This window comes from Eubacterium sp. Marseille-QA0814 (assembly GCF_965119675.1).
Classification (GTDB): domain Bacteria; phylum Bacillota; class Clostridia; order Lachnospirales; family Lachnospiraceae; genus Eubacterium_G.
Window position 1 is genome coordinate 226119 of the sequence record NZ_CBCPMG010000001.1, and the last position, 23789, is coordinate 249907.

Genomic DNA, 23789 nt, shown 5'->3' on the forward strand with positions numbered 1-23789 from the left:
ATGGTTTTAAGTAAATTTGCAAATAAATCTTTTTTTACAAGATTAATTAGTGGCATTGTTTTAGTTGCACTTATTCTTGTGACAATTATACCGGGAGGAAACATTTTATTTTTCTTTAATATGTTTTTGTCAGTTGCAGCTTTGTATGAATTGTATAAAGTGTTAGGCTTGGAAAATAAACTACCGGGTATTACAGGATATATTGCGTTAATAGTTTATTATGCGTTGATTTACATAGGAAAAGAAGATTATGTAATTACATTACTTGTTGTATTTTTAATTTGCTTATTGGCAGAATATGTATTTATGTTTCCTAAATATAAAACAGAGGAAATTTCAAATGCAATAATGTGTATGTTATATGGCGGAATACTATTGTCATATATTTATTTAGTGAGAAATGGAGAAAACGGAACTTATTTAGTTTGGTTGATTTTCTTATGCTCATGGGCAAGTGACACATGTGCGTATGTTGCAGGCGTAGCTTTTGGAAAACATAAGATGGCACCGGTTTTAAGCCCTAAAAAGTCAGTTGAGGGTGCTGTTGGCGGTGTAGTTGGAGCAGCGGCGTTAGGTGCAATTTATGCAGCAGTATTTTCAGATAAAATTAACTTAAGTATTAATCCTGTAATTGCGTGTGCAATTATATGTGCCATAGGTGCATTAATTTCTATGATTGGCGATTTGGCAGCGTCAGCAATTAAGCGTAATCATGATATCAAGGATTACGGAAAATTAATTCCGGGACATGGTGGAATTATGGATAGATTTGACAGTGTTATTTATGTGGCACCAATTATTTGGATATTAATACAATTGTTTTAAATTTTTAGAGGAAAGATAAATGAAGAATATTTCAATTTTAGGCTCTACAGGTTCAATAGGAACACAGACTTTAGATATAGTTAGAGCAAATGATGATTTAAACGTTGTGGCAATTGCTGCAGGCTCAAATATTAAAGCGTTAGAAGAGCAGGTTAGGGAATTCAATCCTGAATTGGTTTGCGTCTATAACGAGGAAGCAGCGAAGAATTTAAAAACAGCCATAAATGATACTAATACAAAAGTAGTAACAGGTATGGATGGCTTGATAGAGGCGGCTACAATAAAAAGTGCCGAAATAGTAGTGACGGCATTTGTTGGCATGATTGGAATAAGACCAACATTAGAGGCAATTAAGGCAAAGAAGGATATTGCACTAGCTAACAAGGAAACTCTTGTTACAGCAGGTCATTTGGTAATGAAGGCTGCAAAAGATAATGGTGTTAAAATATTGCCGGTTGACAGTGAACACAGTGCAATTTTTCAGTCATTAAACGGAGAAAATCCAAAGGAAATTGATAAGATTTTATTAACAGCATCAGGTGGACCATTTAGAGGCTACACAAGAGAACAGATGAAAAATGTTAAAGTTGAGGATGCCTTAAAACATCCAAATTGGTCTATGGGACAAAAAATAACCATCGACTCTGCTACAATGGTTAATAAAGGACTTGAAGTAATTGAGGCAAAATGGTTATTTAACGTGGACATTGACAATGTAAAACCAATAGTTCAACCACAGAGTATTATACACTCCATGGTGCAGTTTAAGGATGGGGCAGTTATAGCGCAATTAGGAACTCCTGATATGAGGCTTCCAATTCAGTATGCATTATATTATCCTGAGAGAAGATATTTATCAGGTGATAGACTGGACTTTGCAAAAATTGGTCAGATAACTTTTGAGGAACCTGACTTAAATAATTTTGTCGGTCTAAAAATGGCTTTTGAAGCAGGTAGAATCGGTGGTTCAATGCCAACAGTATTTAATGCAGCAAATGAAAAGGCAGTTGCAAAGTTTTTAAACAGGGAAATTAGTTTTCTGGAAATAACAGACATAATACAATACTGCATGGAAAATCACAAAGCACTTGAGAATCCGACAGTAGAACAAATATTAGAAATAGAGGGGTGGGCTTATGAGCTCATTGAGAAAAGGTGGTAATTAATGGAGACAGCAATCAGTATAATTATAGCATTAATAATTTTTGGCTTATTAGTTTTAATACACGAATTTGGTCATTTTATTGTGGCAAAGAAAAACGGTGTATTTGTAAATGAATTTTCAGTAGGTATGGGACCTAGAATTTTAAGTAAAGTTGCAAAAAGCGGCACAAGATATTCCTTAAAGATTTTACCTTTAGGTGGTTCCTGTGCAATGCTTGGAGAAGATGAAGATAACGAAGAGGAAGGATCTTTTAATTCAAAATCAATCTGGGCGAGAATGGCAATAGTATTTGCAGGTCCGTTTTTTAATTTCATATTAGCTCTTTTACTTGCGTTTATTGTAATAGGAGCAAAGGGTGCTGATGTATCATATGTTACAAATGTTGACAAGGCATCACCGGCGTATGAAGCAGGACTTAGACAGGGAGACAGAATCGTTAAGTATAATGGAGCTCATGCAACACTTGGAAGAGAAATATACTTAGAAGATTATGTTAATCCATTAAACGGTGACGACATAACAGTATCTTTTGTTAGAAATGGTGAGACAAAGACAATTAAGTATTCACCTGAAATTGAAAAAAGATATATAGTAGGTATGCAGTATGCACCAAGCGATGCAGAAGCTGAAATAACTCAGGTAACAAGAGGTTCAGCGTTCTTTAAGGCGGGCGTTCAGGCAGGAGACGTAGTTACTGAAATTGACGGCACTGCAATCAAAACAGGCAATGACATGAACAATTATTTAACAGAGCATCCTTTTGGTGAAAATGAAGTTAAGATTACTTTGGACAGAAAAGGAAAAACTGTAAATGTAACTGTTAAACCTATAATGACAAAGATTGCAAGCAGGGGATTTGATTACAACATTGGAAGAGAAAAACAGTCTATAGGCGGCGTAATCAAGTACAGCTTTACAGATGTAAGATACGAAATAGCAACAGTTTTAAAGAGCTTAAAAATGTTAGTTACAGGAAAGGTATCAGCAAACGAAATTGCCGGTCCTGTTGGTATTGTTAATGTAATAGGCAATACTTATTCAACAGCTAAGTCTCAGGGAACAACTGTAACTATTTTATCATTAATTAATTTAGCCATAATGTTAAGTGCCAACTTAGGTGTAATGAATTTATTACCATTACCTGCATTAGACGGTGGAAGATTATTCTTGTACATTATTGAAATTATTACAAGAAAAAAGATTCCAAAGGATAAGGAAGGTATGATACATTTCATTGGATTTATTTTATTAATGGCATTAATGGTATTTTTATTATTTAATGATATTAGAAAATTAATTTAAAATTATGATTTTGACGGATAGGTGAAGATTATGTATAGAGATAATACGAAAGTAATTAGAATTGGAAATAAAGTTATTGGTGGAGGAAATCCAATAATGATTCAGTCAATGACTAACACAAAGACTGAAGATGTGGAAGCTACAGTAGCTCAAATAAAAGAATTAGAGGCTAGTGGATGTGATATTATCAGATGTGCGGTTCCCACAATGGAAGCTGCTAAGGCAATTGCAGAAATTAAGAAGCAGATTTCAATACCACTTGTAGCAGATATACATTTTGATTACAGACTTGCCATTGCTGCCATGGAAAATGGAGCTGACAAGATTCGTATTAATCCAGGAAACATTGGCTCTGTAGACAAGGTTAAGGCTGTAGTGGAAGTAGCTAAGGCGAAAAATATTCCTATTAGAGTTGGTGTAAACAGTGGCTCGTTAGAAAAAGATATTTTAGAAAAATATGGTAAGGTTACAGCGGAAGGTTTAGTTGAAAGTGCTTTAGACAAAGTAAAAATAATCGAAGATTTAGGTTATGATAATCTTGTTATCAGTATTAAATCTTCTGATGTAATGATGTGTGTTAAAGCCCATGAATTAATAGCTACAAAGACTAATTATCCACTACATGTTGGAATTACAGAATCAGGAACAGTTACATCAGGAAATATTAAGTCAGCCATAGGACTGGGCCTTATTTTAAATCAGGGAATTGGCGATACAATCAGAGTATCCCTTACTGATAATCCAGTTGAGGAAATTGCCAGTGCCAAACTTATTTTAAAAACATTAGGTTTAAGAAAAGGTGGCATATCAGTTGTTTCATGTCCTACTTGTGGTAGAACTCAAATTGATTTAATTGGTTTGGCAAAGCAAGTGGAAAAAATGGTGTCAAAGTATGACTTAGACATTAAAGTTGCTGTAATGGGATGTGTGGTTAATGGACCCGGTGAGGCAAGAGAAGCTGATCTTGGAATAGCAGGAGGAAAAGGAGAAGGTCTTTTGATTAAAAAGGGCGAAATAGTAAAGAGAGTTCCTGAAAACGAATTATTAAACACACTGGAAGAGGAATTAAAAAACTGGAGGAATTAAATTGGCAAAAAAGAACTTTTTAGAAGTTTTTGATAATCTTCAGTTAAATGATGAATTACGAGGTATTTTAGAATTAGTAGATATAACGAGAATTGTTACTAATACAGAACATACCAAAATAAGAATCTATATTGAAAGCAGCAGACTTATTGAAAAGTCTGCTATTTTCAAAATTAGGGAAGAATTAGCAAGAACTTTAAGAACAGGCAAAAAGATAGGTATAGAAATTATAGAGAAATATTATTTGTCTGCTCAGTATACAACGGAAAACTTATTTGAAATATATAAGGATAGTATTGTGCTTGAATTAAATGAACATAGTCCCATAATTGCTACTATGTTAAAGAAGGCACCAACATCCTTTGATGAGAAAGGCAGACTGGTTATTAATCTGGAATCAAGTATTATTTCGGAGGCCAGAATGAAAACTTTAAAGGATACAATTGAGAGAATTTTTAGAGACAGATTTAGTATGCCTTTAGAAGTTAAAATCAAAAAGCATGCCATTGACGGAAATAGATACGCTAAACGAAACGCTAAACGTTTGAAAAATGAAGTGGATGTTCTTTTAAGCAAAAATGAAGAGAAGCAACCGGAGGAAGCAAAGAAGGTAGAAGAGAGACCTAAAAGACTTAAAAAGGCTACATATTCAGATAATCCTGAAGTGGCATACGGAAGAGATTTTAAATTTGATTCAGACACAGCCTTATGTGATGTGTTTGAGGGAACAGGCGAGTGTGTGGTTAAAGGTCAGGTTATGACCATGGATGACAGAGAATTAAGATCAGGAAAATACCTTGTTAGCTTAGAGATAACAGATTTCACAGATAGTATTGCAGTAAAGATTTTCTTAGGAGATGAAAATGCCAAGAAGGAATTTACTTCAAAGGTAAAAAAGAATACTTTTGTAAGAATCAAAGGTGTTGCGATGTATGACACCTATGACAGACAGGTGGAAATCAGCCGTGTGGATGGTATGAAGGTTATACAGCCGTTTTCAACTGAAAAGAGAAAAGATACTGCAGTGGAAAAAAGAGTGGAACTTCATTGTCATACCAAAATGAGTGATATGGACGGTGTAAGTAACTGTAGCGATTTAGTAAGACGTGCTTATGAATGGGGACATAGAGCGATTGCCATAACAGACCATGGCGTAGTACAGGCATTCCCCGACGCCTGGCATGAGTATTGTGACATTAAGAAGGAATGTTCAAAGGTAGGAAAAGATTGTGACTTTAAGGTAATATATGGTGTTGAAGCTTATCTGGTAGATGACTTGAAAGATATGATTGTTAATCCCAGAGGTCAGAGCTTAGATGACACATACGTTGTATTCGACTTGGAAACAACAGGATTTAGTGCAAAAAGTGACAGGATTATTGAAATTGGAGCTGTAAAGGTACAAAATGGAAAAATAATTGACCGTTTTAGTACATTTGTTAATCCTGAAATACCTATACCTCTTAGAATTGAACAATTAACAAGTATTAATGACAATATGGTTATTGATGCTCCTAAGATAGAAGAAATTTTACCTTCATTTATGGAATTTTGCGAAGGCTCAGTAATGGTTGCCCACAATGCAGACTTTGACATGAGTTTTATTGCAGCTAATTGCGAGAGAATTGGCTTGCCATGTGATTTTACAATCGTTGATACAGTTGCAATGTCAAGATATTTGATTATAGGACTTGGAAAATACAAATTAGACAGAGTTGCCAAGGCATTGGGAATTGTTCTTGAAAATCACCATAGAGCTGTAGATGATGCAGAGTGTACAGCTCTTATTTTCCTAAAACTTTGTAAGATGTTAAAGGATAAAGGAATTAATAATCTTGATGAAGTAAACAAAGAAGGAAAGAAGTCAGACAATCTTATAAATAAGCTTCCTGCACATCACGCAATTATTTTGGTTAAAAACCAGACAGGAAGAGTTAATTTATATAAGTTAGTATCTATTTCCCATATAGATACTTTTGCCAACAAAAGACCACGTATATTAAAAAGTGATTATTTAAAATACAGCGAAGGTCTGATGATTGGAAGTGCCTGTGAGGCAGGTGAATTATATCAGGCTATATTACATGGAAGAACTCAGCAGGAAATTGCAAGGTTAGCAGAATTCTATGATTATTTTGAAATTCAACCTTTAGGCAACAATGAGTTTATGTTAAAAACAGGTAATCCTGATATAGATAATAAGAAAAAATTCTTAGTTGATTCAAGGGAAGAACTAAGAGAGATTAACAGGAAGATAATTGAACTGGGAAGAAAATTTAATAAAATAACAGTTGCTACATGTGATGTTCATTTTATGGATCCGGAAGATGAAATTTATCGTAGAATCATACAGTATGGTAACGGATTTAAGGATGCAGATAATCAGGCACCTTTATATTTGAGAACAACAGATGAGATGCTTGGCGAGTTTGATTATTTGGGTAGTGATTTAGCAGAAGAAGTTGTAATTACAAATCCAAACAAGATTGCAGATATGATAGAAAATATTTCACCAATTCATCCTGATAAATGCCCACCGGTTCTTGATAATTCGGAAGAAAACCTGAGAAATATCTGTTTCCAAAAAGCTCATGAAATTTACGGCGAAGATTTACCGAAAATTGTTGAAGATAGATTGGAAATTGAACTGGATTCTATTATTGGTAACGGTTATGCGGTTATGTACATTATGGCTCAGCGATTAGTTTGGAAATCAAATGAAGATGGATATTTGGTAGGTTCAAGAGGATCTGTTGGTTCATCTTTTGCAGCTACAATGTCAGGTATTACAGAATGTAATCCTTTAGCCCCACACTATTATTGTGAGAAGTGCAAAAGTTCATTTTTTGAGGATGAGTACAGAGCACCTGAAGGGACACCTATAGATGAAATTAAAAAGATTCAGGCAACAATTAAAGAGGAAAGAGCAGAGGGTGGTCTTGGATTTGACTTGCCTGATGCAGTATGTCCACACTGTGGAGAAAAACTTCATAAGGATGGCTTGGAAATTCCTTTTGAAACATTCCTTGGATTTGGTGGTACAAAGGAACCGGATATCGACCTTAACTTCTCTGGTGAATACCAGGGAAATGCACATGCGTATACAGAAGTTATGTTTGGTAAGGGCCATACATTTAGAGCGGGAACATACGCAGGTGTAGCCGAGAAAACTGCATTTGGTTATGTGAAAAATTATTACGATGACCATAATGAGATTAAGCGTACTGCGGAAATTGACAGAATAGCAAGAGGCTGTACAGGAATCCGTAGAAGTACAGGTCAGCATCCTGGTGGAATTGTTATTGTTCCAAGGGATAAGGAAATATATGAATTTACGCCAATACAGAAACCAGCTAACGATATGACGGTAGATACAATAACTACTCATTTTGAATACCATGCAATTGATGCAAACCTGTTAAAGTTAGATATTCTCGGACATGATGATCCAACAATGATTCGTCGACTTGAAAAACTAACAAACACTAATGTTCAAACGGATGTGCCTTTTGATGACAAAAATGTAATGTCATTATTCCTTGGTCCTGAGGCTTTAGGAATTACAAGCGATGACATTGACGGCTGTCCAACAGGTTCCCTTGGTTTACCTGAACTGGGAACAGATTTCGTTATTCAAATGTTAGTAGATACTAAACCTACAAAAATTGCCGATTTAGTTAGACTTGCAGGTTTGTCTCATGGTACTGACGTGTGGCTGGGTAATGCACAGACACTTATTCAGGAAGGCAAGTGTACAATTTCTACTGCTATATGTACTAGAGATGATATTATGGTTTACCTAATGGATAAAGGTATAGAGCCACAGGTAAGTTTTGATATTATGGAGCATGTTAGAAAGGGTAGAGGTCTTCTTACTTTTACAGACAAGGAAACAGGAGAAGACAGGAAGGAAGAAGATGTAATGCGTGAACATAATGTACCTGAATGGTATATTTGGTCATGTAAAAAGATTAAGTACATGTTCCCTAAGGCACATGCGGCTGCTTACATTATGATGGCTTTACGTGTTGCCTGGTACAAGGTGTATCACCCATTGGCATATTATGCAGCATATTTTGGAATTCGAGCAAAAGCTTTTGACTATGAAACAATGTGTCAGGGAAAAGAAAAACTTGAATACTTTATGGCAGATTTAAAACGTAAGAAGAATAATCATGAAGCATCTAAGAAAGATGAAGATTCTTTAGGTGACATGAAGATTGTTCAGGAAATGTATGCAAGAGGATTTGAGTTCTTACCGTTGGATATTTATACTGCAAAGGCTCATGAGTTCCAGATAATAGATGGTAAGTTAATGCCTAGCTTGGATTCTATTGAAGGACTTGGAGAAAAAGCGGCAGATGCTTTAGTAGAAGCAGTTGCAAATCAGAATGGACCATTTGTTTCTAAAAATGATTTAAGACAGAAAAGTAAGTTAAGTAAAACAGTAATAGATACAATGTCAGATTTGGGATTGTTAGAAGGAATGCCTGAAGACAGTCAGTTGTCTATTTTTGATTTTTAATTTTATGAGTTTCAAATTTCAAATTTAATTTTGAATTATGAATTTAATTTTAATTTTAAGTTTGAAATTTGAAATTTTGAATTTTTATAAAATAAAAGGCAAAGAAAAAGCACTGCATACCGAATGTTCGGTAGCAGTGCTAACTAAAAGGAAAATACATCTTTTAAAAAAGATGTAAAATGAAAAAAATAAAAATAATAATAAAACAAAAAGAAAAATAACTCCTATGGGAATCGAACCCAATTATTAACTAAGACCACTCGAGCTAACAATAAGTATTATATCACAAAATCGTTATAAGTAAAGAAAAAATTACAAAAATATTGCCAAATTTTACAATTATTGCAAGTGTTATAACATTTGTATAAAAATTGAAAAAATCGTGTTGCTTTATACATTACAAAATGCAACGGAAAATGCAACACGAAATACAATACGAAAAATATCACACGAAATATCACATGAGTAGCTTCAGGCATGAAAAAAGCCCTTAAAATAAGGGCATAAAAAACAGCTCGTACGGGAATTGAACCCGTGATTCCGCCTTGAGAGGGCGGCGTCTTAACCACTTGACCAACGAGCCTGAAAAATGTTACTGTATTATTATAAACAGCAAAAGAAATTTTTGCAAGTTATTTTTGAAAGGATTTAATTTATGGACTGGATATACGGAAAAACAATTCTTATAACAGGGGCATCCTCAGGATTAGGAAGAGCTATGACGCTACAGCTAATCAGAGAGCATGGATGTATGGTTTTAGGAATTGGACAATCTGAAGAAAAAATGAAAAGTTTAATAGAAGAACTGTCTTATTTAAGAGATCAGTTTAAATATTGGATTTTTGATGTGAGCCAGGAAGAAAATTGGAATACATTTAGAGAAGAACTTACTTATAATAATATAAGCGTTGATTTGCTAATTAATAATGCAGGTATGTTATTACCTTTTGAGAAGTCAGTTAATTATACGGAAGAGCAGGTTAAGAGATGCATGGACGTTAATTTTAACAGTTGCAGATATTCCATTAACGCAATGCTATCTATATTAAGAAAGTCCACTATGGCAGGGATTGTTAATGTATCAAGTTCAGGAGCGCTTGCACCTTTAGTTGGAACAGGTGTCTATAGTGCAAGCAAAGCCGCAGTTAAAGCTTATACAGAAACTTTAATAGGGGAGCTTGGAAGAGAAATGTACATAGGATATGTGTGTCCGGGATTTATAATGACAGACATATTTAGAAGTCAGTATTACAAGACAGAAAGCAAGCTGATGAAATTTATTGCAAATAATGTTGATAAAGTTGCTGCAAAGATTATAAAAAAGATAATAAAACAGAAAAATAGAATAATAGTAGGAAAAGATGCAAAGTTTATGAACTTTACTTCAAAATTCTTTCCGGTATTAGGGTTAAAATTTTATGAGCAGTTTATCAAACATACAAAAATAGATATTTTTGAAAATGTAAGATAGTAGTCAGACAAGATTGCATAATATTAAAGTTAAGAATAAATATTACAATTTTGACAGATATAAAAGTTGGAATCAATGAAGGCAGCTGAAAGTTGCAGATGAATTTTACAATGAAAGTTACGATTTTTACAGGGGTTGACAGGAAAATAATAACGTCGTATACTATGTAATGAATATTGACTAGCGTAGAAGGAGCGAACCGCAAAGGTTCGCTCTTTGTTATGTAGTTAAATTTTTCAAAGAACATTAGAAAATGTTCTTTATAATAAAAGATACTAACAAATACAGCAAAGTCAAATAAGGAGGTTAAGGTGTCTAGAAAAGAAGAATACGAAGCGAAGACAGAAGCACTACTGTTACCCATTGTTGAAGAAAAAGGGTATGAAATGGTAGATGTGGAATATGTTAAAGAAGGAAGCAATTGGTATTTAAGAGCTTTTATTGATAAGCCAGGTGGAATCACAATTAATGATTTAGAAGGCGTAAGCCGTAAGTTAAGTGATTTACTTGACGAAGAAGACTTTATTAGCGATGCTTACATATTAGAAGTAAGCTCACCAGGACTTGGTCGCCCACTGAAAAAAGACAGAGATTTTGACAGAAGTATTGGCGAGGAAATTGAAGTACATTTATATAGAAGCCTTAACGGAAACAAACAGTATGTAGGTTTATTGAAATCTTATGACAAGGATACAATTACTATAGAAGATGAAGATGGAAGTGAGATTGCTCTTGATAGAGTGAATGTTTCACTTGTTAGATTAACTATTGATTTTTAGGAGGATATTGGAAAGATGAACAATGAATTAATTGCAGCATTAGACGTGTTGGAAAAGGAAAAAGGTATTAGCAAGGAGTCTTTATTTGAAGCTATTGAAAGTAACTTGGTAGTTGCTTACAAGAACAACTTTAATAAAGCAGATAACGTAGCAGTAACAATGGATAGAGAAACAGGTGATTTCCATATTTATTCTCAGAAAGAAGTAGTTGAAGAAGTTATGGATCCTGTATGTGAAATCTCATTGGAAGATGCAAGAAATATTAAGGCATCATACGACATTGGAGATTCAGTTAATGTAGAAATTCAGTCAAAGGATTTTGGTCGTATTGCTACACAGAGTGCTAAGAATGGTATTTTACAGAAGATTAGAGAAGAAGAAAGAAAGAGTCTCTATGAAGAATATTATGAAAAGCAGGATGATATTATTACAGGTACAGTTCAGAGAATTAACGGAAAGAACATTAGCGTAAACATTGGAAAAATCGATACTGTATTAATGGAAAAAGAACAGTCTAAGGGAGAATACTTTAGACCAAATGATAAAATTAAATTATATATTACTGAAGTAAAAGATAATGGTAGAGGACCTAGAATTAATGTTTCAAGAACTCATCCGGGACTTGTTAAGAGATTATTCGAACAGGAAGTAACAGAAATTCAGGACGGAACAGTTGAAATTAAGAGCATTGCAAGAGAAGCAGGCTCAAGAACAAAGATGGCTGTTTGGTCAAATAATGAAGCAGTTGATCCTGTTGGAGCTTGTGTAGGTATTAACGGCGCAAGAGTAAATGCAGTAGTTGAAGAATTACAGGATGAAAAAATCGATATCATTAACTGGAGTGAAAACCCAGCTATCTTAATTGAAAATGCATTAAGCCCATCAAAAGTTATTGCAGTTTTAGCAGATCCTGATAATAAGGAAGCTTTAGTTGTAGTTCCTGATTTACAGTTATCATTAGCAATTGGTAAAGAAGGACAGAATGCAAGACTTGCAGCTAAGCTTACAGGTTTTAAGATTGATATTAAGAGTGAGTCACAGGCAAAAGAAGAAGGCATTCAGTATGTTTTCGATGAAGATGATTATTATGATGATGACGAATATTATGATGGAGAGTATTACGATGACGAATACTACGACGGAGAATATTACGATGATGAATATGATGAAGAAAGCGAAGAAGCTGATTCAGTAGAAGAAGCATCAGAGGAATCAACAGAAGAATAGTAACTGATGGATTCAATTAGAACATAGGAGATTATGGCATGGGGCAGAATAGAAAAATACCAATGCGAACATGTATTGGTTGCAGACAGTCAAAGGAAAAAAAAGAGCTAATAAGAATTGTTAGAGACAAGGAAAACAACGTTTTTGTTGACTTAACAGGAAAACAAAACGGTAGAGGTGCATATATATGTGAAGATGTGCATTGTTTGGAAAAAGCCATGAAAACAAAAGCTTTGGAAAAAACATTAAAGGTATCCGTTGACAGTGAAATTTTTGAAAAATTAAAAGAACAGTTAGGAGATACAAATGAATAAAGTTTTTTCAATGATAGGCTTGGCAACCAGGGCTGGAAAAACTGTTGCAGGTGAGTTTTCTGTAGAAAAAGCGGTAAAACAAAAGAAGGCATGGTTGGTTATTGTCTCAGAGGAAGCTTCAGATAATACAAAGAAACTGTTTTTTAACAAGTGCAAATATTATAAGATTCCATGTTTTGTTTACGGAAGTAAGCAGGAATTAGGCGAGGCAACTGGAAATGACAGTCGTGCGTCAATAGCCATAACGGACAGAGGATTTAGTGAAACCATCAACAGATTGTTAGAAAGTTAGACGGAGGTAGTATATGTCAAAGATGAGAGTACATGAATTGGCCAAAGAATTAGATATAAAAAGTTCAGACATTATAGAAGTGCTTGGAGAAAAAGGAATTGATGTAAAAGCTCAAAGTTCAATTGACGAAGCTTCAATTGAAATTGTGAAAAAGAAGTTCCCTTCAGCAAAATCTGAAAATAAAAAAGAAGAAAAGGCAAAACCTAGAGTTTTAATTACAAGCAAAGGTGTTGTTAAGACAGGTGAAAGAAGAAGACGTAGACATAGTAGTGATGGAGAGCATAAACATCGTTCGAAACATTCTTCTGAAGTAAAAGAAGAAGTAAAGGAAAATGTTAAGCCTAACGAAACAGTTGAAAAGGCAGTTGAAGAAAAGACAGCTCCAAAAGATACAACTGTTCAGGCTAAAGAAACTACTCCTAAGGCAGAAGAAAAGAAACCTGTAGAAGTAAAAGAAGTGGCAAAAGAAGTGGTAAAGGAACCTGTAAAGGAACCTGTAAAAGAGGTGGAAAACAAAGAAAATAAAATTCAAGAGGAAAATACTACGGAAAAAATGGCACAGAGAGAAACAAAACCGGCTGATAATAAACAACAGCCTAAAGAAAACAATAATAACAGACAGGTAAACAACAACAGACAGCAGAGAGATAATCGTTCAAACGACAATAGAAATAACGATAGAAACGATAATAGAAACAACAACAGAAACGATAACAGAAACAACAATAGAAATAACAACAGAAATAACGGAAGATATAACAACGATAGAAACAATGACAGAAATAACGACAGAAACAATGGAAATCGTAAAGACAACCGTAATTTCAACAAAGACCGTAACGGAAATGGCAGAAATGACAACAGAAACAACAACGGAAACAGAAACAATGAAAGAGGCAATTTCAGAAACGGAAATAATGGCAACAGACCAAACAATGATAGAGGCGGCTTTAGAAGAAATGACAGAAATGATGCCCCATCAGAACCAATTCAGGATAAGAACAGAAAGAATAGAGAAAACAAAATCCGCCAGGATAGACAGGAACGTAATAAGAAAAATTACGAAGATGGCAGAAGAGGTAAGAATGGCAAGAAGGGTGATTTCTCTAAACCTACATTAGAAAAGCCAAAGAAGAAGGAAGAAAAGAAAGAAGAAATTAAGATTATTCAGGTTCCTGAAGCTATTACAATTGGCGAGTTAGCAGAAAAGATGAAGATGACAGCATCAACACTTATTAAGAAGTTATTCTTAGAAGGAAAGATGGTTACTGTTAACACAGAAATTGATTTTGACAGTGCAGAAGAAATCGCTTTAGGATATGACATCATGTGCGAAAAAGAAGAAAAAGTAGACATGATTGAAGAACTTCTTAAAGAAGATGAAGAAGATGAATCACTTATGGTTAAACGTCCACCTGTAGTTTGTGTTATGGGACACGTAGACCATGGTAAAACATCACTTCTTGATGCAATTAGAGAAACAAATGTAATTTCAGGTGAAGCAGGTGGTATTACACAGCATATTGGTGCTTCAGTTGTAAAAATTAATGACCAGACAATTACATTCCTTGATACACCGGGACATGAAGCATTTACATCAATGCGTATGCGTGGCGCACAGTCTACAGATATTGCAATCTTAGTTGTAGCTGCTGATGATGGTGTTATGCCACAGACTGTAGAAGCTATTAACCATGCTAAGGCTGCAGGAATTGAAATAATTGTTGCAATTAACAAGATTGATAAGCCGGGTGCAAATATCGAGAGAGTTAAGCAGGGACTTGCTGAACATGGATTATTAGCATCTGACTGGGGCGGAGACGTGGAAATGGTTCCTGTTTCAGCTCACACAAGAGAAGGTATTGACGATCTTCTTGAAATGGTACTTTTACAGGCTGACGTATTAGAATTAAAGGCTAATCCAAACCGTCAGGCAAGAGGTATCGTTATTGAAGCAAAACTTGACAAAGGTAAAGGTCCTGTAGCTACAGTTTTAGTACAGAAAGGTACTTTAAAAGTAGGTGCACATATTGCAGCAGGAGCTAACCATGGTAAAGTTAGAGCCATGACAGATGATAAGGGAAATAGAATTAAGACTGCCGGTCCTTCAACACCTGTTGAAATTTTAGGTCTTAGCGGAGTTCCAAACGCAGGTGAAGTTTTCGTTTCAACAGAAACAGCTTCAGAAGCAAAAGACTTTGCTAACACATTCGTTGAAGACAGCAAGGCAAAACTTATGGAATCTAATAAATTTAGAATTTCTCTTGATGATCTTAACTCACAGATTGAAGCCGGTGAATTAAAAGAACTTAACATTATCGTTAAGGCTGACGTTCAGGGTTCAGTTGAAGCAGTTAAGCAGAGCTTACTTAAACTTTCAAATGATGAAGTTGAAGTTAAGATTATCCATGGTGGTGTTGGTGCAATTAACGAATCAGACGTTATTTTAGCATCTACATCAAACGCAATTATTTTAGGATTTAACGTAAAACCTGATACACAGGCTGAAATTACAGCAAATAATGAAAAGGTTGATTTAAGACTTTACTCTGTAATTTACAATGCTATTGAAGACATTGAAAGAGCCATGAAGGGTATGCTTGAGCCAATTTATGAAGAAAAAGTTATTGGTCATGCAGAAATCCGTCAGATATTTAAGGCATCTGGTGTTGGTAACATCGGTGGTTCTTACGTATTAGACGGCTTTATGCAGAGAGGCTGTTCAGCTAGAATTACAAGAGACGGAAAGCAGATTTTCGAAGGCCCTGTTGCATCACTTAAGAGATACAAAGATGATGTTAAGGAAGTAAAAGCAGGTTACGAATGCGGTCTTGTATTTGAAGGCTTTAACGAAATTGCTGAATTAGATCAGGTAGAAGCTTACATTATGGTAGAAGTTCCAAGATAGGTTTTAATATCAGGCATAAAATAGGTCTAAACAAAATTAATATGACTTGTTTTATGAAAAATGGATATTTTATATAATGTATGACAATCTTTTGTATAAAGAAAGTTGGAATGATTATGAGAAAAAATAGTATTAAGAATACAAGAATAAATGGTGAAGTTCAAAGAGAACTTAGTAATATCATACGTGAGTTGAAAGACCCACGTGTTGGTATTATGACTACCGTTACAGGAGTTGAAGTTGCCCCTGACTTAAAAACATGCAAGGCATATATTAGCGTGTTAGGAGATGAGCAGGCAAAAGCCGACACAATGGCTGGTTTAAAAAGTGCAGCAGGTTTTATTAGAAGAGAACTTGCGAGAACTGTAAATTTAAGAAACACTCCTGAAATTAGATTTATTATGGATGAATCTATTGAGTACGGTATGAAAATGTCAAAAATTATTGATGACATGAAAGCTAAGGAACAGTCAGAAGAATAGGATTTAATGAAAGTGTTTCGGAAGTCCATATTTGAATGACTTGTAATGGAGAATTAAATGAAAAAAATTAATGAAATTATTGGTGATGCTAAAACAATTGGTATTGCCGGTCATATAAGACCTGACGGCGATTGCGTTGGGTCTTGTATGGCGTTATATAACTATTTAAAGAAAAACAGACCTGATTTAACAGTTCAGATTTATCTTGAAAGTGTTGATGATAAATTTAAAATAATCAAAAATACACAGGATATTTCAACAGAAGGCTATGATGGAACAGTCTATGATTTGTTTATATCATTAGATACAGCAAGTCTTGACAGATTAGGACAAAATCAGGGCTTTTTTGATAATGCAAAAAGAACAGCCTGTATCGACCATCATAAAAGTAATCCGGCTTATGGTGACTACAACTATATTTTGCCTGATGCAAGTTCTGCCAGCGAAGTGTTATATGATTTGTTAGATAATGAATTGTTTGACAAAGACATTGCAGAGCCAATGTATATGGGAATCGCCCATGATTCAGGTGTTTTCAGATTTCAGTCTACATCACCTAAGACTATGAGAATAGCCGCAAACATGATTGAACATGGTGTTGAAGTAAATGAAATTTTAGAAGAAACTTTCTTCAGAAAAACATATAAACAGATGATGGTTACTGCAAAAATCCAAAGTGAAGCAGTTTTAACCATGGATGGCAAATGCATTTATGGTTTCTGTACAAATGAAACTATGGAAGAATACGGCGTAACAAAAAGTGATTTAGATGCTGTAATTGGAGCAATACGAAATGTAGACGGCGTAGAAGTTGCTTTGTTTGTATATCAGCTTGATGAAAATAAGTTTAAAGCAAGTCTTCGTTCAAAAAGATATGTAGATGTAAGTGAAATTGCTGTATCCTTTGGCGGCGGCGGTCACGTTAGAGCTGCCGGATTTGATATTGAAGGAAGCTTGGAAGATGTTATTGAAAAAGTGTTAAAGAAAATCAATAACGTTATTTAATAAAAAGTAGAGAGTGAAGTTATGATTAGTGGAGTTATAAATGTATACAAAGAGCCTGGGTTTACATCCCACGATGTAGTTGCCAAGCTCAGAGGTATATTAAAGCAAAAAAAGATAGGACATATGGGAACTCTCGATCCTAATGCAGTTGGAGTTTTACCGGTGTGTTTAGGCAAGGCAACCAAGTTGTGCGATATTTTATCAGAAAAAGATAAAACTTACGAAGCAACATTGTTACTTGGAACAGAAACAAACACACAGGATACAACAGGAGAAGTTTTAAGTCAGGCAAGTGAAGAGGACTTAAAAAAATTAACTGAGGATCAGGTATTTAAAACCGTAAAAGGCTATATTGGAGAATATGACCAGATTCCACCGATGTTTTCAGCTATAAAAATTGGTGGGGAAAAGCTATATAATCTGGCAAGAAGAGGCGAAGTAATTGAACGCCCACCAAGACATTGTAAAATTATTGACATTACAGTAACAAGTATGGAATTGCCAAGAGTTAATATGCATGTTACCTGTTCAAAAGGAACATACATAAGAACACTGTGTCATGACATAGGTAAGGAGTTAGGTGTTGGCGGTTGCATGGAGCATTTGGTAAGAAGCAGAGTAGATAGATTTAAAGTAGAGGACTCAATTACTCTTTCTCAAATTGAAGAATTTAGAGATAATGGAACCTTGAAAGAGTACATTGTACCTGCAGACGAAATGCTTGATATGTATTCAAAGTGCATAGTATCAGAGAGTGCGGAAAAATTAGTATACAATGGAAACATATTTACATCAGGAAATACTCTTCTTAAAATGAACCATAAAGAAGGTCAGACTGTAAGAGTATATACACATGATGGAAAATTTATAGGCTTATACATGTTTATTGCAGATAAGCAGATTTATAAACCAATAAAGATGTTTTTGTAAATTCGAAAATAGGAGAAGATATGCAGTGTATATCTATTGATGATAATATTAAATTAAAAAATACAATAGTTACAATTGGAAAATTTGATGGTATACATAAAGGCCATGAAAAGCTATTAGATGAGATAACAAAAAATGCTAATGGCAGACAGAAAGTTGTGTTGACTTTTGAGACATCACCAAAAGCATTTTTGGATAATAATGCCAACAAAACAATTGTAACAGACAGCGAAAAGCAAATGCTTTGTCACAGCCATGGAATTGATGTATACATGAAAATGCCAATGAAAAAGGAATTTTTAGCATTGACTCCTGACCAATTTGTAAAAGAAATTTTAAAGGACAAAATAGGTGCTACAACAATAGTATGTGGGCCTGATTTTACATTTGGCACAAAAGCATTAGGAAATGTACAATTTCTGAAAGATAATCAGAAAAAATATGGCTACAATCTGATAGTTGTAGAAAAAGAGCAATATCATAACAAAGACATAAGCAGTACAGCCATTCGAGAAAAAATAGTGGAAGGCAAAATGCAGGAAGTTAATGATATGCTAAACCATCCATACACAATTATTGGAAAAGTTGAAGAAGGGAAAAAACTGGGAAGGCAAATAGGACTTCCAACAGCAAACATAATTCCAGAAAAAACAAAACTTTTACCACCAAAAGGAGTGTACAAAACAGTTGTAAATGTAGAAGGAAAACGCTTTGCATCAATAACAAACATCGGAGTAAATCCAACAGTGGAAAGTGGAAACCAAATAAAAGTAGAAACACACATTCTAGACTACAAAGAATACATTTACAATGAAATCGTCCAGGTAGAGTTTTACGAGTTCGTCCGTCCGGAAAGAATATTTCCAAACTTAGAAGAACTAAAAACTCAAATCGAAAAAGACATAGAATATTGTAAAAGAATATAAAGCTTTTGAATAATCGCTCCACTAAGGGGCGTATAAAAATAGAGTGTTTTAAACATGTCGCATTTCTATCTGCGCTGCGCCGCATATTAACAATCGCTACCGATAACTCAACCGCTTCGCGGTTTCAGACAATCTCTCGCGATTGTAGCTATGCTCGCTTCGATAGACGAAATGCTTCCTATCGTTTAAAACACTCTATTTTTATACGCCCCTGAGGGAGAAATTAAATAAAAAGATATATTCTATAGTATTATATTTTGCTAATCAAATTTTTTATATTCTTTTACAAGTTTAATGACTGTTCCTGAAAGGAGGAATAGCGCTATTAAGTTTGGAATTGACATAAGCCCGTTGAAGGTATCAGCAATGCCCCAAATTAAGCCTAAATCCATTGTGGCTCCAACTATTGCAACTAAAGCATAAACAACCATAAATGGTTTGATTACCTTTGGTGAGAATAAAAATTCGATACATCTTGCTCCGTATAAGCCCCAACCAAGTATAGTTGAAAAAGCAAAACAACACATGGCAATTGCAGAAAAAATTGAAATCCAGTTACCATAAGTAGAAGTAAATCCAAGTATTGTAAGTTCAGCTCCGGCGTTTGCACCGTAATTAATTGTTACACCACTACAAAGTATAACAAGAGCTGTTAATGTACAAATTACAATAGTATCTGTAAATACTTCAAATATTCCAAAAAATCCCTGTTTAACAGGCTTTTGTGTATCAGCACATGCATGTGCGATTGAACCGGTACCAAGACCTGCTTCGTTAGAAAAAATTCCTCTGGAAACACCACGCTTCATACAAATAAATATGCTACCTACAACACCACCTGTAACTGAACGAGGGTTAAAGGCACCTTCAAATATCGAAGCAAATACAGTTGGCAGGTTTCCGATATTTAATATAACTACGCCAATTGCAAGTGCAATATAAAATAAAGCCATAAAAGGAACTAATTTTTCTGTAACTTTTCCGATTCGTTTAACTCCGCCCAAAAGTACAAGTGCAACTAAAACTGCAATAATAATTCCTAATATTAAATTAATCTGAGGTATTGTTTTTGAAGTGCATATATTATAGTTAAGTAATGCAGAATCAATGGCAGTAGTAATTGTATTAACCTGTGTGGCGTTACCTGTACCAAAAACAGTCAGCACTCCGAAAAGAGAAAATAGAATAGCTAAAAACTGCCATTTCTTTCCAAGGCCGTTTTTTATGTAGTACATAGGACCACCAACTAAGTCCCCTTCCTGATTACGTTCTCTAAAATGTACAGCTAGAGTAACTTCAGCAAATTTGGTGCACATACCAAGTAATGCTGAAATCCACATCCAAAATACTGCTCCGGGACCACCTATGGCAATTGCCCCGGCAACGCCGGCAATATTTCCTGTACCAACAGTTGCGGCAAGAGCGGTACATACAGCCTGAAAAGGAGTAATTGAACCGTCACTGGCATCTCTTTTCTTGAAAATACGACCAATAGTTGTTTTCATGGCATATTTAAATTTTCGTATCTGAATAAATCCGGTACGAATGCTCAAATAAAGTCCAACGCCGATAATACAAACCATTGCAGGTACACCCCAAATGAAATTGTTTACGGCACTGTTAATTTCTTCAATAAGTTTTAACATAATAATAATTAACCTCACTATCTTTCGTGAATTCGCTTAAATTGCGCATACTTTGGTATTGTACCATATTAAAGTGCTGGTATCAATTTAATATATATAAAGAAAGAGTTTAAAAAATATTAGAAAATTACTAGACAATTTCTTTATTATATAGTAAACTAGCAAAGTATGTTTAATGAACCTACACTAAGTAACCGGATTCTCCGACCATTACTTAAGTGCATGGGGATATATCAAAAATATTTAAGGAGGAAATTATAATGATTTCAAAGGAAGTAAAAGCTCAGCTTACAGCAGAATACGGTAAGACACCTACAGACACAGGTTCACCAGCAGTTCAGGTTGCAATCTTAACTTACAGAATTAAAGATTTAACAGAACATTTAAAGGTAAACCAGAAGGATCATCATTCAAGAAGAGGTCTTCTTAAGATGGTAGGTAAGAGACGTGGTTTACTTGATTACATCAAGGAAAACGATGTAAACGAATACAGAGCTTTAATTGAAAAATTAGGAATTCGTAAATAATTTACTAATTATGAAGTAGAAGCAAGAGAGGATATGTTCCTCCCTTGCTTTTTTTTAATATATCAATTATAATTAAAAGGCTTATGGTTGTTTACCAAAGCTTGGCAGAAGAACCAAGCCGAAGCCACTGTAAAGGGCAGTAATTTTTACCGGTTTTTACAGTAGTTTCGGATTCTTCTGCAAATGAAAAATAAATATAAGGAGAAGTTACTATATAAATAAGTAACGAAAGAAGATTATGTACAAGAGTTTTAGTATGGAACTTGGTGGCAGAACTCTTACAGTAGATGTAGGAAGAGTTGCTGCTCAGGCAAATGGTGCGGCTTTTATGCACTATGGTGACACAACAGTATTGTCAACAGCTACAGCATCTGACAAACCTAGAGATGGTGTGGATTTCTTCCCATTATCAGTAGAGTTTGAAGAAAAGATGTATTCAGTAGGAAAAATCCCTGGTGGATTTAATAAAAGAGAAGGAAAGGCTTCAGAGAACTCAGTTCTTACGGCACGTGTTATTGACCGTCCTATGAGACCTTTATTCCCAAAGGATTACAGAAACGATGTTTCTCTTAACAACTTAGTAATGTCAGTTGATCCTGAATGCAGACCTGAATTAGTTGCAATGTTAGGTTCAGCTATTTCAACATGTATTTCAGATATTCCATTTGACGGACCATGTGCAATGACACAGATCGGTTTAGTTGATGGTGAATTTATTGTAAACCCAAGTCAGGCAGATTGGGATAACGGTGATTTACAGCTTACAGTTGCTTCAACAAGACAGAAAGTTATTATGATTGAAGCAGGCGCTAACATTATTCCGGAAGCTAAGATGATTGAAGCTATTTACATGGCTCATGACATTAACCAGACAATTATCGAATTTATCGATAAGATTGTTGCAGAAGTAGGTAAGGAAAAACACACATACGAAAGTTGTGCTATACCTGAAGAATTGTTTGCAGCAATTAAGGAAATTGTACCTCCTGAAGATATGGAAGTTGCAGTTTTCACAGATGACAAGCAGACAAGAGAAGAAAACATTCGTCAGATTACAGAAAAGTTAGAAGAAGCTTTTGCTGAAAATGAAGAGTGGCTTGCTGTATTAGGGGAAGCTATTTATCAGTATCAGAAGAAAACAGTTCGTAAGATGATTTTAAAAGATCACAAGCGACCTGATGGAAGAGCATTAAATCAGATTAGACCTCTTGCAGCAGAAACAGACATTGTGCCAAGAGTACATGGTTCAGCTATGTTTACAAGAGGACAAACTCAGATTTGTAACGTATGTACATTAGCTCCATTATCAGAAGCACAGAGAATTGACGGATTAGATGAAAATGTAAAAACTAAGAGATACATGCATCATTATAATTTCCCTTCATACTCAGTTGGTGAAACAAAACCATCAAGAGGACCTGGACGTAGAGAAATTGGACATGGTGCTTTAGCAGAAAAGGCTCTTATGCCTGTACTTCCAAGTGAAGAGGAATTTCCATATGCTATTAGAACTGTTTCAGAAACATTTGAGTCAAACGGTTCTACATCAATGGCTTCAACATGTTCATCATGTATGTCATTAATGGCAGCAGGTGTTCCAATTAAGGCTATGGTAGCAGGTATTTCATGTGGTCTTGTTACAGGTGATACAGATGATGATTATGTATTACTTACAGATATTCAGGGACTTGAAGATTTCTTCGGTGATATGGACTTTAAGGTAACAGGTACAACAGAAGGTATTACAGCTATTCAGATGGATATTAAGATCCATGGTCTTACAAGAGAAATCGTTGAAGGTGCTATTGCAAGAACAAGAGAAGCAAGATTATTCATTATGGATAATTGTATGAAACCAGCAATTGCTGAACCACGTAAGGAAGTTAATGCTTATGCTCCAAAGATTGAAACAATTCAGATTAACCCTGATAAGATTGGAGATGTAGTAGGTAAGAGTGGTAAAGTTATTAATGCCATTATTGAAGAAACAGGCGTTAAGATTGACATTACAGATGAAGGAATGGTTTCAGTTTGTGGTGTTGACAGAGACATGATTAATAAAGCATTAAAATACATTGAAACAATTGTAAGTGATTTTGAAGAAGGAATGATTCTTGAAGGAACAGTTGTAAGCATTAAAGAATTTGGTGCTTTCGTTGAATTTGCTCCAGGAAAAGAAGGTATGGTTCACATTTCAAAGATTGCAAAAGAAAGAGTTGAACATGTAGAAGATTACTTAACACTTGGTGACAAGGTAAAAGTTAAATGCCTTGGAAAAGACAAGATGGGAAGAATGAGTTTCTCAATCAAAGATGCTAAATAATATATTTTAGAGATAGAAAACCGGCTTCTAAGCTATAGGCTTAAAAGCTGGTTTTT

Annotated in this window: 18 protein-coding genes and 1 tRNA gene; 17 read left to right on the forward strand and 2 right to left on the reverse strand. The window is 34.8% G+C overall.

All coding sequences use genetic code 11. The features are described from left to right. The 5 genes from ACQY63_RS01090 to ACQY63_RS01110 are packed head-to-tail and all read left to right on the forward strand — an operon-like array spanning position 1 to position 8903. Positions 1-825: a phosphatidate cytidylyltransferase gene (locus tag ACQY63_RS01090; protein ID WP_022164959.1), complete on the forward strand. Its 825-nt coding sequence runs from the start codon at positions 1-3 to the stop codon at positions 823-825. Positions 826-844: 19 nt separating this feature from the next. Further along, positions 845-1987: a 1-deoxy-D-xylulose-5-phosphate reductoisomerase gene (locus tag ACQY63_RS01095; RefSeq protein WP_022164958.1), complete on the forward strand. Its 1143-nt coding sequence runs from the start codon at positions 845-847 to the stop codon at positions 1985-1987. A 3-nt stretch (positions 1988-1990) separates the two neighbouring features. Further along, positions 1991-3292 carry a site-2 protease family protein gene (locus ACQY63_RS01100; protein WP_302689227.1) on the forward strand — a complete coding sequence of 434 codons (1302 nt, stop codon included), beginning with the start codon at positions 1991-1993 and terminating at the stop codon, positions 3290-3292. Positions 3293-3322: 30 nt separating this feature from the next. After that, entirely contained in the window at positions 3323-4378 is a 1056-nt protein-coding gene (gene ispG / locus ACQY63_RS01105; protein ID WP_299053708.1) for a flavodoxin-dependent (E)-4-hydroxy-3-methylbut-2-enyl-diphosphate synthase, read from the forward strand. A 1-nt stretch (position 4379) separates the two neighbouring features. Further along, positions 4380-8903 (forward strand): PolC-type DNA polymerase III, encoded by a 4524-nt coding sequence (locus tag ACQY63_RS01110; protein WP_412621888.1) that lies wholly within the window; start codon positions 4380-4382, stop codon positions 8901-8903. A gap of 511 nt (positions 8904-9414) precedes the next feature. Here ACQY63_RS01110 and ACQY63_RS01115 read toward each other — a convergent pair. Beyond that, positions 9415-9486, reverse strand: a tRNA-Glu gene (locus ACQY63_RS01115). A gap of 72 nt (positions 9487-9558) precedes the next feature. On the opposite strand from ACQY63_RS01115, the gene ACQY63_RS01120 reads away from it, so the two are divergent. From ACQY63_RS01120 to ACQY63_RS01165, 10 genes are all read left to right on the forward strand, one after another. Continuing rightward, complete coding sequence (locus tag ACQY63_RS01120; protein ID WP_428244602.1) at positions 9559-10374, forward strand: SDR family NAD(P)-dependent oxidoreductase; 816 nt, start codon at positions 9559-9561, stop codon at positions 10372-10374. Between the two features lie 311 nt (positions 10375-10685). Further along, positions 10686-11153: a ribosome maturation factor RimP gene (gene rimP / locus ACQY63_RS01125; RefSeq protein WP_022165183.1), complete on the forward strand. Its 468-nt coding sequence runs from the start codon at positions 10686-10688 to the stop codon at positions 11151-11153. Between the two features lie 15 nt (positions 11154-11168). Beyond that, the gene (gene nusA, locus ACQY63_RS01130) at positions 11169-12380 is read left to right on the forward strand and encodes a transcription termination factor NusA (protein ID WP_117999129.1); all 1212 of its coding nucleotides are present in this window, start codon (positions 11169-11171) and stop codon (positions 12378-12380) included. A 38-nt stretch (positions 12381-12418) separates the two neighbouring features. Then, positions 12419-12694, forward strand: a complete 276-nt coding sequence (gene rnpM, locus ACQY63_RS01135) for an RNase P modulator RnpM (protein ID WP_022165185.1) — start codon at positions 12419-12421, stop codon at positions 12692-12694. Further along, complete coding sequence (locus tag ACQY63_RS01140) at positions 12687-12986, forward strand: L7Ae/L30e/S12e/Gadd45 family ribosomal protein (RefSeq protein WP_022165186.1); 300 nt, start codon at positions 12687-12689, stop codon at positions 12984-12986. Before rnpM ends, ACQY63_RS01140 begins: the two co-directional genes overlap by 8 nt. Positions 12987-12999: 13 nt before the next feature. Beyond that, positions 13000-15894, forward strand: a complete 2895-nt coding sequence (gene infB / locus ACQY63_RS01145; RefSeq protein ID WP_428244603.1) for a translation initiation factor IF-2 — start codon at positions 13000-13002, stop codon at positions 15892-15894. Between the two features lie 116 nt (positions 15895-16010). Next, positions 16011-16376 (forward strand): 30S ribosome-binding factor RbfA, encoded by a 366-nt coding sequence (rbfA, locus tag ACQY63_RS01150; protein ID WP_117999221.1) that lies wholly within the window; start codon positions 16011-16013, stop codon positions 16374-16376. Between the two features lie 57 nt (positions 16377-16433). Further along, positions 16434-17381, forward strand: coding sequence for a DHH family phosphoesterase (locus ACQY63_RS01155; RefSeq protein ID WP_302689221.1), 948 nt, complete (start codon positions 16434-16436; stop codon positions 17379-17381). A gap of 21 nt (positions 17382-17402) precedes the next feature. Then, the gene (gene truB, locus ACQY63_RS01160) at positions 17403-18311 is read left to right on the forward strand and encodes a tRNA pseudouridine(55) synthase TruB (RefSeq protein ID WP_022165212.1); all 909 of its coding nucleotides are present in this window, start codon (positions 17403-17405) and stop codon (positions 18309-18311) included. A gap of 20 nt (positions 18312-18331) precedes the next feature. After that, positions 18332-19237, forward strand: coding sequence for a bifunctional riboflavin kinase/FAD synthetase (locus ACQY63_RS01165; protein WP_022165211.1), 906 nt, complete (start codon positions 18332-18334; stop codon positions 19235-19237). A 260-nt stretch (positions 19238-19497) separates the two neighbouring features. Here the strand turns inward: ACQY63_RS01165 and ACQY63_RS01170 are convergent, their stop codons facing one another. Next, the gene (locus ACQY63_RS01170; RefSeq protein WP_022165210.1) at positions 19498-20883 is read right to left on the reverse strand and encodes an alanine/glycine:cation symporter family protein; all 1386 of its coding nucleotides are present in this window, start codon (positions 20881-20883) and stop codon (positions 19498-19500) included. 260 nt (positions 20884-21143) lie between these two features. Here ACQY63_RS01170 and rpsO point away from each other — a divergent pair, with 260 nt between their 5' ends. Next, positions 21144-21410 (forward strand): 30S ribosomal protein S15, encoded by a 267-nt coding sequence (rpsO, locus tag ACQY63_RS01175; protein WP_022165795.1) that lies wholly within the window; start codon positions 21144-21146, stop codon positions 21408-21410. A 238-nt stretch (positions 21411-21648) separates the two neighbouring features. After that, positions 21649-23733 carry a polyribonucleotide nucleotidyltransferase gene (locus ACQY63_RS01180; protein ID WP_117999123.1) on the forward strand — a complete coding sequence of 695 codons (2085 nt, stop codon included), beginning with the start codon at positions 21649-21651 and terminating at the stop codon, positions 23731-23733. The last annotated feature ends 56 nt before the right edge of the window (positions 23734-23789 follow it).

Excerpts from the sequence above, each read along its gene's own strand:
- ACQY63_RS01090 (WP_022164959.1), top strand. The coding sequence starts at position 1 with ATGGTTTTAAGTAAATTTGCAAATAAATCTTTTTTTACAAGATTAATT.
- ACQY63_RS01095 (WP_022164958.1), top strand. The coding sequence starts at position 845 with ATGAAGAATATTTCAATTTTAGGCTCTACAGGTTCAATAGGAACACAG.
- ACQY63_RS01100 (WP_302689227.1), top strand. The coding sequence starts at position 1,991 with ATGGAGACAGCAATCAGTATAATTATAGCATTAATAATTTTTGGCTTA.
- ispG (WP_299053708.1), top strand. The coding sequence starts at position 3,323 with ATGTATAGAGATAATACGAAAGTAATTAGAATTGGAAATAAAGTTATT.
- ACQY63_RS01120 (WP_428244602.1), top strand. The coding sequence starts at position 9,559 with ATGGACTGGATATACGGAAAAACAATTCTTATAACAGGGGCATCCTCA.
- nusA (WP_117999129.1), top strand. The coding sequence starts at position 11,169 with ATGAACAATGAATTAATTGCAGCATTAGACGTGTTGGAAAAGGAAAAA.
- rnpM (WP_022165185.1), top strand. The coding sequence starts at position 12,419 with ATGGGGCAGAATAGAAAAATACCAATGCGAACATGTATTGGTTGCAGA.
- ACQY63_RS01140 (WP_022165186.1), top strand. The coding sequence starts at position 12,687 with ATGAATAAAGTTTTTTCAATGATAGGCTTGGCAACCAGGGCTGGAAAA.
- infB (WP_428244603.1), top strand. The coding sequence starts at position 13,000 with ATGTCAAAGATGAGAGTACATGAATTGGCCAAAGAATTAGATATAAAA.
- rbfA (WP_117999221.1), top strand. The coding sequence starts at position 16,011 with ATGAGAAAAAATAGTATTAAGAATACAAGAATAAATGGTGAAGTTCAA.
- ACQY63_RS01155 (WP_302689221.1), top strand. The coding sequence starts at position 16,434 with ATGAAAAAAATTAATGAAATTATTGGTGATGCTAAAACAATTGGTATT.
- truB (WP_022165212.1), top strand. The coding sequence starts at position 17,403 with ATGATTAGTGGAGTTATAAATGTATACAAAGAGCCTGGGTTTACATCC.
- ACQY63_RS01165 (WP_022165211.1), top strand. The coding sequence starts at position 18,332 with ATGCAGTGTATATCTATTGATGATAATATTAAATTAAAAAATACAATA.
- ACQY63_RS01170 (WP_022165210.1), bottom strand. The coding sequence starts at position 20,883 with ATGTTAAAACTTATTGAAGAAATTAACAGTGCCGTAAACAATTTCATT.
- rpsO (WP_022165795.1), top strand. The coding sequence starts at position 21,144 with ATGATTTCAAAGGAAGTAAAAGCTCAGCTTACAGCAGAATACGGTAAG.
- ACQY63_RS01180 (WP_117999123.1), top strand. The coding sequence starts at position 21,649 with ATGTACAAGAGTTTTAGTATGGAACTTGGTGGCAGAACTCTTACAGTA.